The organism is Flavobacterium sp. HNIBRBA15423 (genome assembly GCF_052655965.1).
Genome location: NZ_CP199751.1, coordinates 1445851 through 1460694, shown reverse-complemented (window position 1 = coordinate 1460694; position 14844 = coordinate 1445851). Strand labels below are relative to the sequence as shown.

The window sequence follows — 14844 nt, the reverse complement described above, 5'->3', positions numbered from 1 at the left end:
CAGTATAAATACGTAGTAAAAAACATGAAAAATACGTATAAATACGTATTGACTACCATAAATATTAAATTTATTTTTGCCATAAAATTATTTACAGTAAATTTAAAAATCTATTCCATAAAAAAAACAATGAAAAAAATCAAATTATTATCTTGGTTTCTGTTAGTTATCTTTTTTACTAATTGTGAAAATGAGGAAGTTGCTACAGAAATAAAAGAGGATAATATAGTAAGTATTAATTCTAGCAGAATTTCAATATCTGAACTTTATAACGAAATACAATCGCCAGAAATTAAAACAATTTTACAAAACAAATCTTTTTATAAACTTAACAATGATTCTTTTTCAAGAATAAATGATGCGAATGTTACTTTCATTAAAATTCAAAAAAGAGATAGTCTAACAACTTATATTTTAAATCTTAATTCTTATTCGCAACAAAATCCTTATTTTCTAAAGTTTATTATAACAAAAAATTATAATGAAACTGAAAAAGTAGGTTACCTAAAATACATTCCAACAACACCAACTGTGTTATTAGATTTAAAATCATTTACTGGTGAAGCTCAAATTTTAAATAACGAATTAGAGATAACTGCATCAACACAATTTATTAATGGAGTAAAACAAGAGAATCAAAGTAAAACAGAAAACCTTTTAAGAGGAAGATGTAGAGATTTAATCGATATAGTAGAAGTAAAATGCAGTCATTCAGGAGAACATGGTGTAGGAGAATCATGTAATACAGGTTATATTAACGATGCACATTATGAAATTTACATTACTACTACTTGTAATGATCCTTCAACACCAGTTGAAATTATAGACGATACTTCAAACCCTAATTTATATAATGATGGAGCAGGTGGAAGCATAACCGATGTACTAGAAAATATTTTAACTCCTGAAGAATTACTTTGGTGGAATAATGCTAATGTAAATACTAAAAATGCAATTTTAGATTATTTAAATCCTAGAGTAAATGACGGTGAAGCTTGGATGTTTACTAAAGAATTGATTAGCGAACTATCAAACGATATTTATAGTTCTGATGAAGATATTTCTGAAATAACAAAAGTTTTAATATATGCTCAGCAATACAATTATTTTAATCAAAATTTTGATATTGACTTTTACAACGGAGTTGATTCTTTCACCCAAGTTAACTTACAAGATCCCATTTTATTAATACAATTTGCCAAATTATTTGCTACACATTGTGCAATTTTAAAACAAGAAAATCCTGGATGGAGCAACTTTAAAGTGTTAAAACAAGCATGGTTAGATGCAACACATTTATCACTCGATTTAGCAGGATTAGTTCCAGCATTTGGTGAAATTGCAGATGTTACAAATGGAGTAATTTATACAATAGAAGGTGATGGTTTAAATGCTACATTAAGTTATGCAAGTGCAATACCCGTTGCAGGTTGGTTTGCTACTGGTGCAAAATATGCAAATAAAATTCAGATTGTTTATACAATTGGAACTAAAGTAAGATTAAGTTATAGGGTATTAGCAAATGGTTTAATTTATTTTGGTTCAAATAGCACTTGTAGAGCACAATTAAGAAGAGTACTTGGTTTAGCTGTAGGGAATCCATTAATTGCTCACCATATAATCCCTCTAGGAATTCAAACTCATGAAGTTGTACAAAAAGCCGCAAAATCTGGAAGTGCTTTTCATATGAATGAAGCTTTAAACGGGATTGGATTAAGTACTTTAGTGCATAGTGGAAGTCATGGCGCTTATGATGCTAAAATTTTACAAAAATTCAATGATTTTTTATTAGCAAACCCTAATGCAACTCCAAACCAATGTTATGCAAAAGCAAATCAAGTTATTCAAGAGATTAGAACTGCAATTGCAAATAATCCAAATACACCAATTAATCAATTAAACTTTTAATAATGATGTACTATTTAATACAGAACTCATTTAATAAAAAAATATTAGGTAATTACCCTCAAGTTAAAGAAATAATCTATAATTGTCATGTTTGGGATGAACCTAAATTTATTCATCACGTACATTTTGAAAAAATTGATTTTGAACCTATAACTGCAAATGCTATTTTGCATGCTAAGTCAAAACAAACTGATCTAATTAATGCAAATTCTGCCATGGGTTTTTCAAATAAACTTTTAGTCAGTGGAAAATTAAAAAAAATATTAGAGGGAAAAAGAAATGATAGTATGCAATTCTTTAAAGCTCCAATCATACAGAACAATTTAATGTTAGAGGATTATTGGATATTGAATTTTTATAAATTCAATCAAGAATATATTGATTTTTCAAATTCTAAAATTCTATACACTAAAAGGGCTGATGACTATGAATTAACATATAATACTATTAAAGAATATGTAAAGGTTGAAAATTTTAAGCAATTTGAAATAAAACTATCAGAAGCTAATGCAAAAGAAGAAGCATTAACAATTGAAAAGTTAAGTTTATCTAGTCAAAATATTTTTGAAGATTTTTTTATAATTAAATATGTTTTTGGAGGGTTGTATTTTGTCTCAGAAAAATTAAAAAAAGAAATAGAAGATTCTGGTTGTACTGGTATAGAATTTCAACCTGTCGAGTTAAGTTATAACGAGTGGACAGCCCCAGGTGGTGAAAGAGAAAAAATATATGGTAAAGGTTAAAATAAATTTATAAAATAGAAATGAATCATTTAGAAAAAGCAGGTAAAACAAGAACTATCCTTATTTCGATAAGTATTTTAATGGTATCGTTACACACCATATACATTTATAACTCTGTTATTCCAGAGATTGAACCAAAAAAAATTATTCAACAAATAATAAGATTTCTTTTGACAATAGGATTATTGTTAATGATTTATAAAGGAAAATCTTGGGCAAGAATCATAGCAATAATATTATTTGTATTAGGTATACTAGGTGCTGTTAGAGGTTTACTAACAATTAAACAATCCATTTTACTAAAAAGCCCTTTTATTGTGATGTTACTTGTTTACACAGTAGCAATCTATCATTTTTGGTTATCAAAAAGTTTTAAAGCCTTCTTTAATTATCAGAATAGATTGGACAATTCAGAAAGTAATAATAACATTTAATAAGTAATGATAACACTTTTCAGGATAAAAAATATTATCCTGAAAAGTTTTTAAATAATTAATTACATATTATGAAGCTAATAATATTTGTTACTCTATTTGTAAATGTGGCATTTTCTCAATACAATATTAATTTGCCAGAAATTAAAGAAAGTAATTTTAAAGTCATAGCACTTCCATTCCACTCAATTTATATCACAAAATCAAATACTATTATTTTTGATAAGGACACTATCAATTTAAATAATTTAAAAATAAGATTATTAGAAAATTATCTCAACAATCCATATGATGTTTCGTCAACTATAAAAGGAAATAAAAGCATTCATTTTTTTATTGATAAAAATGTAAAGTATGAATTTCTAGATAAAGTTTTTACTGAGGTCTCAACTTCATTAAATGCTCCTAGTGTTATATTTAGAAGCAACTTTAACGACCAGAATAAAACCGATAATATTCATGGACTAAAAAGTAAGTTGCCTCAATCCTTTTATAATTTTTCAGCTCCAGAATATCTTTATACAAATGAATATTTAGAAAAAAAAGAGAAAAAACATCAAGAAGATTTAAATAAAGGCTTTCCACCTATTCCTAATGAAAGTATAGTTATCTGGAAATTAAAATCGGTAGCAAAAGCAACATATTCTATACAACAAGAAATTATTAATGAACAATTATTAAATAAAAAAGTTGAATGTGTCACAATAACTAACGATGGTATAGAAATTAATAAAAAAATAATCCCTTTCGATAATAAAAATGAATGGGAAAATTTAATTAAACAAAATGATGTTGTTTTTATAAAATTTAATGACAATCTTTTTTTTGATAACTACACTAAATATGTAAAGTTGAGACCCGCAAATTTTAATATTTTAAATAACTCAAATAGCGAATTAATAGAACTTTCAACTGAAATTTTAGATATTCATAAAAAAGCAAATATTAAGTTATGCTCATGTATAAAATAAAATTAATTATAAATACATTTAGTATTTTTCGTCAAAAAAATCACTAATGAAATTTAGTTTGAAAATAGTATTCCATGACTCCCACCTAACCCACATTCATACATAACAATTACCTCCTTACTAATAAAGCAAAAAGAGGTAATGTAGGTAATAGAAATACCAACAAACAAAATCAAGAGAAACAATAAAACTAATTGTTAACACTATAATTATAAACAGAATTTCACTACTACAGACATCTATTATAAAACAAAGTGTAACACAACCTATTACTATAGTAACCTACTATAAATACAAGTGTAACATAACCTACTACTATAGTAACCCACTATGAATACAAGTGTAACATAATCTACTCCTATAGAAATCTACTATAAAACCAAGTGTAATACAATCTACTACTATAGTAATGCATTATAAAACACTATGTAAAACACCTTACTCCTATTGTTTATTATACTATTATAAATGGTAGATAATCCCATTTATTACAAGTCTTAAGAAGGACAAAAGCACATCTAAAAATTAAGATTTTTTTATAAGATATTTCTTTTAAAATTTTAAATAGTTTTCTACTTTTATGTTAAATCAATTAATTTAATACAATAATTATGACAGAAACGACATCAAATGCTGAAAACGCAAAACCTGCAAAAAAGAGAAATGTACCTGCTGCTGATATAAACTTTGGCAATGTAGTGGCAACGGTAAGTACAAAATGGATAGCAAATGATTGGCTTACCTTGAAATGGTTAACTGCTACTCAATTTCAAACTAATACCACTAGCTTTAATACCACTTTAGAAGCTAGATTACAAGAAGGTTCCACAAGACCACAACTTACACAATCCATAAAAGCATTAGACAAATCTATAGACAATGCCTTGTCTTATGTAAAAGGATATATTACAAATAAATATAAAAAAGAAAATGCAACTAGCTATTATGCAGCATTTGGTATAGAACACAAAGGAAAAAAATACGTGTTCCCTACAGATCAGAACAAAAGAATTGCAGCCTTAAAATTAATGATTGAAGCAATAAGTACACATGAGTTTGTCAACGAAGAGTATGGTCTTGCTTTCTGGACTCCCATAAAAGAACAATATACTTTACTTGTTAAAGAAGCTACCAAAACAGATGGACAAGTGGCTGTAAAAGTAGGTGACAAAAACAACTTAAAAAACAATCTAAAAAAAGGACTAAATGCTATTGTAAATGTACTAAAAGCTAATTATCCAGACACTTACAAACAAGAATTGAGAGACTGGGGCTTTCAAAAAGAGAAATATTAAAAGCTATTTAAACTAAATAGCATTAGAATAAATACGAATCCTATTATACAATAGGATTTTTTTATACGCAATTATTTAGAATTGGTACGATTCCTTAAACAATGATTTTCAGAATTATACTTCTTCTAAACATGGAGATTATGTAACACAAACCACACTTAAAAAAAGTAATTTAGCACTAACAATTAAAACTATAAAAACAAATTAATAACTTAAAATAAACTTACACATGAAAAATTACTTAATTATACTACTACTTTGTGTTACACTTATAGGATGTAAAAAAACAGAAACTGTAAAAGAAAATGATACCGAAACAGTAACAGATACAATAGCAAAAGCTGTAACAGCAACTGCTATCATTGAAGCCAAAAGCAATAGTGCTGTCTCAGGTACAGTAACATTTACAGAAAATGATGGAAAAGTTTCCATGACAGCTACTTTAGCTGGTTTAACCCCAGGTCAACACGCTATCCATATTCATGAAAAAGGCGATTGTAGTGCAGTGGATGGCTCATCGGCAGGAGAACATTGGAATCCAACCCATTCAGACCATGGAGTTTGGAAACATGATGGATTTCACTTAGGAGATATTGGAAACCTAGTGGCAGATGAAAATGGTATTGCCACTATCACAAAAGAAACAGATTTATGGTGCATCGATTGTGAAGATGAAGCTAAAAATATTATAGGAAAAGCCATTATAGTACACAAAGATGCCGATGATTTTAAAACACAACCAAGTGGAGCAGCGGGTGACCGCATAGGTTGTGGTGCCATTGTACTGGAAAAAGATTAATATTTACCTTTATTATTATTGCTACGAGTATTTTATTCTTAAATATAAGAATGAAATTCAGAGGCTGTTCGAAAAAAAACTTTTCAGACAGCCTCTTTTTATAGAAACACTTCCCTATTATCTACTAAAACACCTATAAAAACCTTATCCATTTCCTAAAAAAAACAATTAAACAACTATTTGTTTCATTTGTACCTACAATTGTTAAATAAATTATAAGTAATTGGCTTTATAAAATTGGAACAATTAGTTTTGTTAACATAATTTTATAGTCACCAAATGAAACTTAAAACACTACTTTTAACTCTTATAATTATTCTTTTTGTAGGCTTTATTGGCTATCGCATTAAAAGTAATGCAGACAAAGCTTCCAGTAACACTAGTAAACCAAATGGCGATAAAAAACCAAGCGTTAAAGTAAACGGAATAGTCGTTTCTGAAGGAAAATTTTCAAACGTCATTTCTGTTTCAGGATCTATTGATGCTAACGAACAAGTAGAAATAAGAAGTGAAGTTTCAGGTATTGTGGAAAACATTTATTTCAAAGAAGGAACAAACGTTACCAAAGGACAAACACTATTTAAAGTCAACGATATCGAATTAAGAGCACAATTAGCACAAGCAGTCACTAGAAAAAACTTAGCAGGCGAAAATGAAAGAAGAGCTAAACTTTTACTAGAAAAAGAAGCTATTAGTCAAGAAGAATATGATATTGCTAGCGCAGAATATAGAAGTTTACAATCACAAACCCAGTTAATTCAAGCACAAATTGGAAAAACAGCTATCAAAGCACCTTTCTCAGGTAAAATAGGACTACGTAATATTTCTCCAGGTACTTACCTCACTCCTACTACTGTAGTTACCAATTTAGTTAGTGCTAGCGAAGTAAAAATTACATTTTCCATTCCCGAAAAATACGCAAGCGAAATAAAAGTAAACAACGAAATAGAATTTACCGTTTCAGGTTCAAACGAAGTTTTCAAAGCTAGCATTTATGCAATAGAACCCAGTATTGATGTAACTACCAGAACACTTTTAGTTCGTGCCAAAGCCAACAACAAAGAAGGTAAATTGTTTCCAGGTACCTATGCCAATGTAAAATTACCTTTGAATGCTATTGAAAAAGCAATTTTAATTCCCACAGAAGCCATCATTCCTATTCAAAATGGAAAAAAAGTATTTATTTCGACTCATGGTAAAGCCAAAGAAGTAAAAATAGAAACAGGAACCAGAACGGAAGAATCCATTTTGGTAACCCAAGGGTTAAAAGCAGGTGACACTGTTATTACAAGTGGTATTATGAGTCTCAAACCAGAAACAGCAGTACAAGTAACCCTTAAAAAATAAGTATGAGTTTATCTACATTAAGTATAAAAAGACCCGTCCTTACTATTGTACTAAATCTTGCCATAATCTTATTTGGATTTATTGGATACAAATTTTTAGGCGTTAGAGAATATCCTTCAATTGACCCAGCGCAAATTTCAATTCGTACTAATTATACTGGTGCCAATGCTGATATCATTGAATCACAAATTACCGAACCCTTAGAAAAAGCCATTAACTCTATTGATGGAATTCGAAACATAACCTCTTCAAGTAACCAAGGAAGAAGTTCCATTACCATAGAATTTAATCTAGAAAAAGATTTAGAAGAAGCAGCCAATGATGTACGTGATAAAGTCTCACAAGCCATTCGTAGCTTACCAGAAGATATAGATTCCCAACCCATAGTTTCCAAAGCAGATGCAGATAGTGAAGCCATTATCTCCATGACAGTACAAAGTGAAACCAGAAATGCATTAGAACTAAGCGATTATGCCGAAAATGTAATTGGACAACGTTTAGAAACTATACCAGGAGTAAGTGGCATTCAAATTTGGGGACAAAAACGGTATGCCATGCGTTTATGGATTGATCCATACAAATTAACTTCCTATGGATTAACAGTTGCCGATGTTAGAAAAGCACTAAACGATCAAAATGTAGAATTACCATCAGGAAAAATTACAGGAGATAATACCGAACTAACCGTAAAAACAGTTGGAAACCTCACCACAGCAGAAGAATTCAACAACATTATCATTAAAGCAGAAGGTGATAAAATCATTCGTTTGAGCGATATTGGTTCTGCTACTTTAGGACCAGAAAATATAGAAACCCAATTAACACAGTCAGGAAAACCAATGGTTGCTGTGGCCATCGTTCCATTACCTGGAGCTAATTATATAGATATTTCTGATGAATTCTATAAAGAATTTGAAAAATTAAAAAAAGATTTACCAAAGGATATCCAATTAAATATTGCTATCGATACAACCGTTTTTGTAAAACGTTCCGTAACAGAAGTTGCAGAAACACTGCTGATTTCAATTATATTAGTAATCCTAATCATCTATTTATTTTTCAGAAATTGGGCCATAGCCTTTAGACCATTAATAGATATTCCAGTATCATTAATTGCTACCTTTTTCATCATGTGGCTATTTGGGTTTTCCATTAATGTATTAACCTTACTAGCAATCGTTCTAGCCACAGGATTAGTTGTAGATGACGGAATTGTAGTAACAGAAAACATCTTCAAAAAAGTAGAAGAAGGCATGTCTCCTATTGAAGCAGCCATAAAAGGTTCTAATGAAATCTTCTTTGCAGTAATATCTATTTCTATAACCTTAGCTGCAGTATTCTTACCAGTAATTTTCTTAGAAGGTTTCGTAGGAAGGCTATTCCGAGAATTTGGAGTAGTTATTGGAGCTGCCGTTTTGGTGTCAGCCTTTGTATCTTTGACCTTAACTCCTATGCTGAATGCCTATTTAATGAAAGGTGGTGAACAAAAAAGAACCAAATTTTATGACCTAACCGAACCTTATTTTGTAAAATTAAACAAAGGCTATGCTACTTATCTAGAACGCTTTGTAAAACACAAATGGATTAGTTTTGCAATTATCATAACTTGTTTTGGATTAATTTATTTATTCTTCAGTATTCTACAAAAAGAAACCGCTCCTTTAGATGACCGAAGTGGTTTTGTTATGCGAATGTCTACACCAGAAGGAGCAACTTATGAATACACAGATAGATTCATGCAAGAAATGTCGCAATTAGTAGATGATTCTATTCCTGAAAAACGAGTAAGTTTAGTTATTTCTTCACCTGGTTTTGGTGGTGGTGGTTCTGTAAATAGTGGTTTCATTCGCATTTCATTAAAAGATCCAAGTGAAAGAGAAAAATCGCAAATGGAAATAGCTGATGATTTATCCAAATGGACAAAAAGCTACCCAGATGCTAAAACCTCTATAATTCAACAACCTACAATTTCAGTAAGTCGTAGAGGTGGTTTACCAATACAATACATCATTCAAGCACAAAATTTTGAAAAACTACAAGAAAAGATTCCATTATTCATGGAAGAAGCCTCAAAAGATGAAACCTTTTCTATGGTCGATGTCAATTTGAAATTCAACAAACCCGAAATTAATGTTACTATAGACAGAGAAAAAGCAAAAAGTTTAGGTATTTCAGTAATTGATATTGCTCAAAACTTACAATTATCTTTAAGTGGACAACGTTTTGGCTACTTTACCAAAAACGGAAAACAATATCAAGTAATTGGTCAGTTTTTACAACAAGATAGAGCAACTCCATTAGACTTAACTTCGATTTTTATAAAAAATGACAAAGGACAATTAATTCAAATGGACAATGTAGTTTCTGTGGACGAGCAAAGCAATCCTCCACAATTGTATCACAATAATCGATACATGTCAGCTACTGTAAATGCTGGTTTAGCTCCAGGAAAAAGTATCAGTGATGGTATTGATGCCATGAATGCTATCAAAGCAAAAGTATTAGATGATACATTTACAACTGATTTAGGTGGAGAATCTAGAGATTTTGTGGAAAGTAGTTCCAATACTTCGTTTGCTTTTGGTTTAGCCTTATTATTAATTTTCTTAATATTAGCAGCTCAATTTGAAAGTTTTATTGATCCTTTCATTATTATTTTAACAGTTCCTATGGCTATTGCTGGAGCATTATTCTCTTTGTGGTTATTTGATCAAACTTGGAATATTTTCAGTCAAATTGGAACCATCATGCTAATTGGTTTAGTAACCAAAAACGGAATTTTAATTGTAGAATTTGCAAACCAATTAAGAGAACAAGGAAAATCGAAATATGAAGCTATTATAGAAGCTTCAGAATCACGTTTGCGACCTATTTTAATGACTAGTTTAGCCATTGCATTAGGAGCTTTACCCATTGCTTTATCGCTTGGAGCAGCTTCTGCTAGCAGAATGGGAATGGGAATTGTAATTGTAGGAGGAACTTTATTTTCTTTAATATTAACGCTTTTCGTAATTCCTGCCATCTATTTATTATGGTCAAGAAATAGAAAACACCGACCAGAATTTGATAACCTTGAAGCCTTAGAAAAATAAATCATGTTAAAGATTATACAATATATCCTACTCCTTTTGGTAAGTTTTCAATTGCAAGCACAAGAGATTTTATCACTTGAAGATGCTGTAAAAATAGCTTTGGAAAACAATTATGAAATAAAAATTGCCAAAAACAATTTAAAAATTGACGAAACCAATAATAATTTGGCCAATGCAGGACTATTACCTACAATAAGTGCAAACCTAACCAATAATAATAGTCAATTAAATACAACACAAACTCAAGCTGATGGCTCAGTTAGAACATTAGATGGTGCAAAAAACATGAATCTATCCTATGGTGTGGGTCTAGATTGGACCATTTTTGACGGATTAAGTATGTTTGCTAGAAAAGAACAATTAAGTGTTTTAGAAGCACAAGGCAAATCAGAACTACAAGCTACTATTTTGAGTAGAATTAGTGATGTTTATCTCACATATTATGATTTGGTACAACAACAACAAGTTATGGCTTCAATTGATAGTGCTATTGTAATTTCCAATCAAAGAGTAACAACTGCTCAAAATCGTTATTCAATTGGTAAAGCTGCCAAATTAGAAGTTTTAAATGCACAAGTAGATTTAAATACCGATAAAAGTTTACTATTAGGTCAAAAAGAATTGTATAAAAACACCAAAATAAAATTAAATGAATTATTAGCCAGAGACCTGCAAACCGAATTTAAAGTAATACAAGAAATCACGTTTGAAGAAAGTTTGACTTATGATGAATTAAAAGAATTAGCAGCCAAACAAAATCCACAATTACAAGCACAAATCTTAAACAAAAAAATAGCAGATTTAAACTTAAAACAAGTCAAAGGCAATCGCTACCCTACTGTTCGCTTAACTTCAGGATACAACTTTACACGTTCAGAAGCTTCATTGGGTTTCATTACACAATCTTCGGGTCAAGGATTTGTTTATGGAGTTTCAGCAAGTGTACCTATTTTTAATGGTTTTTTACAAACCAAAAGAGAAAAAGCTGCCAAATATGAAGTAGAAAATGTTTCTTTTTTAGTAGACCAACAAAAATTAGCTTTAGAATCTCAAATGGCTTCATTCTATCAAAGTTATCAAACCAATTTAGAATTGATAAAAGTGGAAGAAGAAAATGTAGCAATTGCAAAACAAAATCTAGACATTACTTTAGCCAAATTCAGAATAGGAACCATAACCACCATTGAAGTTAGAACAGCCCAACAAAATTATATTGAAGCTTCAGTTCGTTATGCAACCGCACAATACAACACTAAGTTATCTGAAATTAATTTAAAAGAATTAGCTGGAACTTTAAGTTGGGAATAATTTGCTAAATTTACGCTTCATTCTAAATTCTGATTTTCAAATTTCTAAATTCCTATGGTTCAATACAACCCAAAAGACTGGATAACTTTTATTTTTCGTTTCCACAAATCCGATACATTTCGTCAGTTGATTCCTATGATGATTACTATAGGATTGTATTCCTATGCAGTAGCTTATTTAGAAATTGAATATTGGCAATTATCACAGCAAAGTCATGTAAAAAACATTACCATTATGCATGGAATGCTTGGTTTTGTAATTTCATTATTACTAGTTTTTAGAACTAATACAGCTTATGATCGTTGGTGGGAAGGTCGAAAACATTGGGGTGCTTTAGTAAATAATAGTAGAAATTTAGCTATTAAATTGTCGGTCATTTTAAAAGAGGATTACGACAAACTTTTCTTTAAAAAAGTAATTCCTGCTTATGCTTCTATTTTACAAAAACATCTAACCGATGAAGAAACTGCCAAGATGCTTTTTGAAGGCTTAGATTTAGAAATCGATCACCACAAACACAGACCTAATCAAGTAGCAAAAATATTGTTTCACAAAATCAATGATTTACATGAATCAGGTAAAATTTCGGGTGACCAATTAATTATTATCAATAATGAAATTCAATCCTTTACTGATATTTGTGGTGCTTGTGAACGTATTAAAAACACGCCTATTCCTTATTCTTATAGTTCATTTATTAAAAAATTCATCTTCTTTTACATCATGACCTTACCTTTTGGCTATGTGTTTAGTTTAGGTTATTATGTAATTCCAGTTGTAGTTTTTACTTTTTATGTTTTAGCCAGTTTAGAATTAATTGCAGAAGAAATTGAAGATCCTTTTGGTAATGATGCAAATGATTTACCAACTGAAAAATTAGCTAGTAATATTAAGAAACATGTAGAAGAGATTTTGTAGTACTTTTACAAAAAACATAAAATGAAAAAAATTATTTTATATGCTTTTTTAATAGTACTATTAGGTTGTAATAACAATACTAGAAATCATATATCTCCAACTGCAAAAGAATATATAGATGAAGTAATTTCTTTATTAGAACAAAAATCTATCAAAAAGAATCAAATAGATTGGACTGCTTTTACTAATAAAATATATTTACATGCAAGAAATTCAAAAAAAATAGAAGACACATATCCTTGTATTTCTTTTGCAATAAGTGAATTAAAAGATAACCATAGTTATTTTGAACCTGCAAAAAATTCGACTAAAGATGAAAATTTAAATCCTTTACCAATTTTAGCTGATGAAAATGTTCCTAGAGATATTGGATATATTAGAATCCCCTTTTTTATTGGTAATAATGAGACAATAAAAGATTATATTGATACTATTACAGAAAAAATTTCCCAACAAAATAAAACAGAATTAAAAGGTTGGATTGTTGACTTAAGAGAAAATTTTGGAGGGAATATGTGGCCAATGCTAGTTAGTATAGAGCCTATTCTAGGAGATGGAATTGTAGGATATTTTCTAGACAATAATAACAATTACGAAGTTTGGAAAGTCTTAGAAGGAAAAGTTTTTCTTAATAGTGAAATTATGGAACAAAACACAAATTTGATTCATTTAAAAAATGAAAAACCAAATGTAGCTGTATTAATTAATGCAAAAACAGCAAGTTCTGGAGAAGCAATAAGCATTGCGTTCAAAGGTCGTGATAAAACAAAATTTTTTGGAACAAAAACATTTGGTGTTTCAACTGGCTGTAAATCATATACTTTATCAGATAATTCAAGAATTAATTTAGCAGAAAGTATATTTGTTGATCGAAACAAAACAAAATATGGTAGTTCAATACAACCAGATGTAAAATGTAATGATAATGAATCATTACAAAAGGCAATAGATTGGTTAAATAAAATAGATTAAAATCATGAAAACAGTATTAATAACAGCTCTCCTTACATTTTTTTTCACTAGTTGTAAAAAAGAAAATAGTATTTCAGCTAAAGAAGAAATCGCAAATTATTACCAAATCGATTCAACTGTTATTCAAGACGGTGGTGTAAAAATGATACCTATTACCACAAACGATACTACTTTTCATGTTTGGACAAAACGCATTGGGAATAATCCAAAAATAAAAGTATTATTACTCAATGGTGGTCCTGGATGTACTCATGAATATTTTGAATGTTTTGAAAATTTTCTTCCTGCTGAAGAAATTGAATTTATATATTATGATCAGTTAGGCTGTGGCAATTCAGATAATCCAAACGATACTTTATATTGGGATTTACCAAGATATGTGGAAGAAGTGGAACAAGTAAGAAAAGCTTTGAATTTGAATAAAGACAATTTCTATATTTTAGGCCATTCATGGGGAGGCATTTTAGCAATGGAATATGCTTTAAAATATCAAAATAACATGAAAGGTCTCATTATCTCTAACATGATGTCAAGCTGTCCAGAATATGGAAAATATGCAGATGAAAAATTAGCAATACAAATGAAACCAGAAGTTTTAGCAGAAATTAATAAAATTGAAGCTGAAAAAGATTTTTCAAATCCAAGATATATGGAATTATTACTTCCAAACTTCTATGAACAACATATTTTAAGATTACCTTCAAAAGATTGGCCAGAACCAGTTAATCGTTCGTTTGCCAAAATGAATCAATCCCTTTATGTAACCATGCAAGGCCCAAGTGAGTTTGGTATTGCAGGAAAATTAGAAAATTGGGACAGAACAAACGATTTAAAAAATATCACAATTCCTAGTTTAGTAATTGGTGCAGAATTTGATACAATGGATCCAAAATTTATGAAAAAAATGGCTGATCTACTACCAAACGGAAATTATTTATATTGTTCAAAAGGAAGTCACATGGCATTTTATGATGATCAACAAACCTATTTTAAAGGATTGATTGCCTTTTTAAAGAAGCAAATTTAAATCATTTAGCTTTTTTCTTGATTTTAATTC

General features: G+C 29.6%; 12 protein-coding genes. All 12 read left to right on the top strand.

Features of this window, described 5'->3' with window-relative positions:
• The first annotated feature begins 129 nt into the window (after positions 1-129).
• The 12 genes from ACULEV_RS06470 to ACULEV_RS06415 all read left to right on the top strand — a co-directional run bounded on the left by ACULEV_RS06470 (position 130) and on the right by ACULEV_RS06415 (position 14814).
• A complete protein-coding gene (locus ACULEV_RS06470) occupies positions 130-1908 on the top strand; it encodes an AHH domain-containing protein (RefSeq protein WP_445457854.1) in 1779 nt (592 codons plus the stop codon).
• A 2-nt stretch (positions 1909-1910) separates the two neighbouring features.
• Positions 1911-2651, top strand: a complete 741-nt coding sequence (locus ACULEV_RS06465; RefSeq protein ID WP_445457853.1) for an imm11 family protein — start codon at positions 1911-1913, stop codon at positions 2649-2651.
• Positions 2652-2671: 20 nt separating this feature from the next.
• Entirely contained in the window at positions 2672-3085 is a 414-nt protein-coding gene (locus ACULEV_RS06460) for a hypothetical protein (protein WP_445457852.1), read from the top strand.
• Between the two features lie 71 nt (positions 3086-3156).
• Positions 3157-4056, top strand: a complete 900-nt coding sequence (locus tag ACULEV_RS06455) for a biopolymer transporter ExbD (RefSeq protein ID WP_445457851.1) — start codon at positions 3157-3159, stop codon at positions 4054-4056.
• Positions 4057-4667: 611 nt separating this feature from the next.
• Positions 4668-5351: a hypothetical protein gene (locus ACULEV_RS06450; protein WP_445457850.1), complete on the top strand. Its 684-nt coding sequence runs from the start codon at positions 4668-4670 to the stop codon at positions 5349-5351.
• 229 nt (positions 5352-5580) lie between these two features.
• A complete protein-coding gene (locus tag ACULEV_RS06445; protein ID WP_445457849.1) occupies positions 5581-6150 on the top strand; it encodes a superoxide dismutase family protein in 570 nt (189 codons plus the stop codon).
• Between the two features lie 279 nt (positions 6151-6429).
• Positions 6430-7497 carry an efflux RND transporter periplasmic adaptor subunit gene (locus ACULEV_RS06440; protein ID WP_445457848.1) on the top strand — a complete coding sequence of 356 codons (1068 nt, stop codon included), beginning with the start codon at positions 6430-6432 and terminating at the stop codon, positions 7495-7497.
• 2 nt (positions 7498-7499) lie between these two features.
• Positions 7500-10589, top strand: coding sequence for an efflux RND transporter permease subunit (locus tag ACULEV_RS06435; RefSeq protein ID WP_445457847.1), 3090 nt, complete (start codon positions 7500-7502; stop codon positions 10587-10589).
• A 3-nt stretch (positions 10590-10592) separates the two neighbouring features.
• Positions 10593-11897 (top strand): TolC family protein, encoded by a 1305-nt coding sequence (locus tag ACULEV_RS06430; RefSeq protein ID WP_445457846.1) that lies wholly within the window; start codon positions 10593-10595, stop codon positions 11895-11897.
• Between the two features lie 54 nt (positions 11898-11951).
• Positions 11952-12815 carry a bestrophin family protein gene (locus ACULEV_RS06425; RefSeq protein ID WP_445457845.1) on the top strand — a complete coding sequence of 288 codons (864 nt, stop codon included), beginning with the start codon at positions 11952-11954 and terminating at the stop codon, positions 12813-12815.
• Positions 12816-12836: 21 nt separating this feature from the next.
• Positions 12837-13787 (top strand): S41 family peptidase, encoded by a 951-nt coding sequence (locus tag ACULEV_RS06420; RefSeq protein WP_445457844.1) that lies wholly within the window; start codon positions 12837-12839, stop codon positions 13785-13787.
• A 4-nt stretch (positions 13788-13791) separates the two neighbouring features.
• On the top strand, positions 13792-14814 hold the full coding sequence (locus ACULEV_RS06415; RefSeq protein ID WP_445457843.1) for a proline iminopeptidase-family hydrolase: 1023 nt from the start codon (positions 13792-13794) through the stop codon (positions 14812-14814).
• Positions 14815-14844 lie beyond the last annotated feature (30 nt).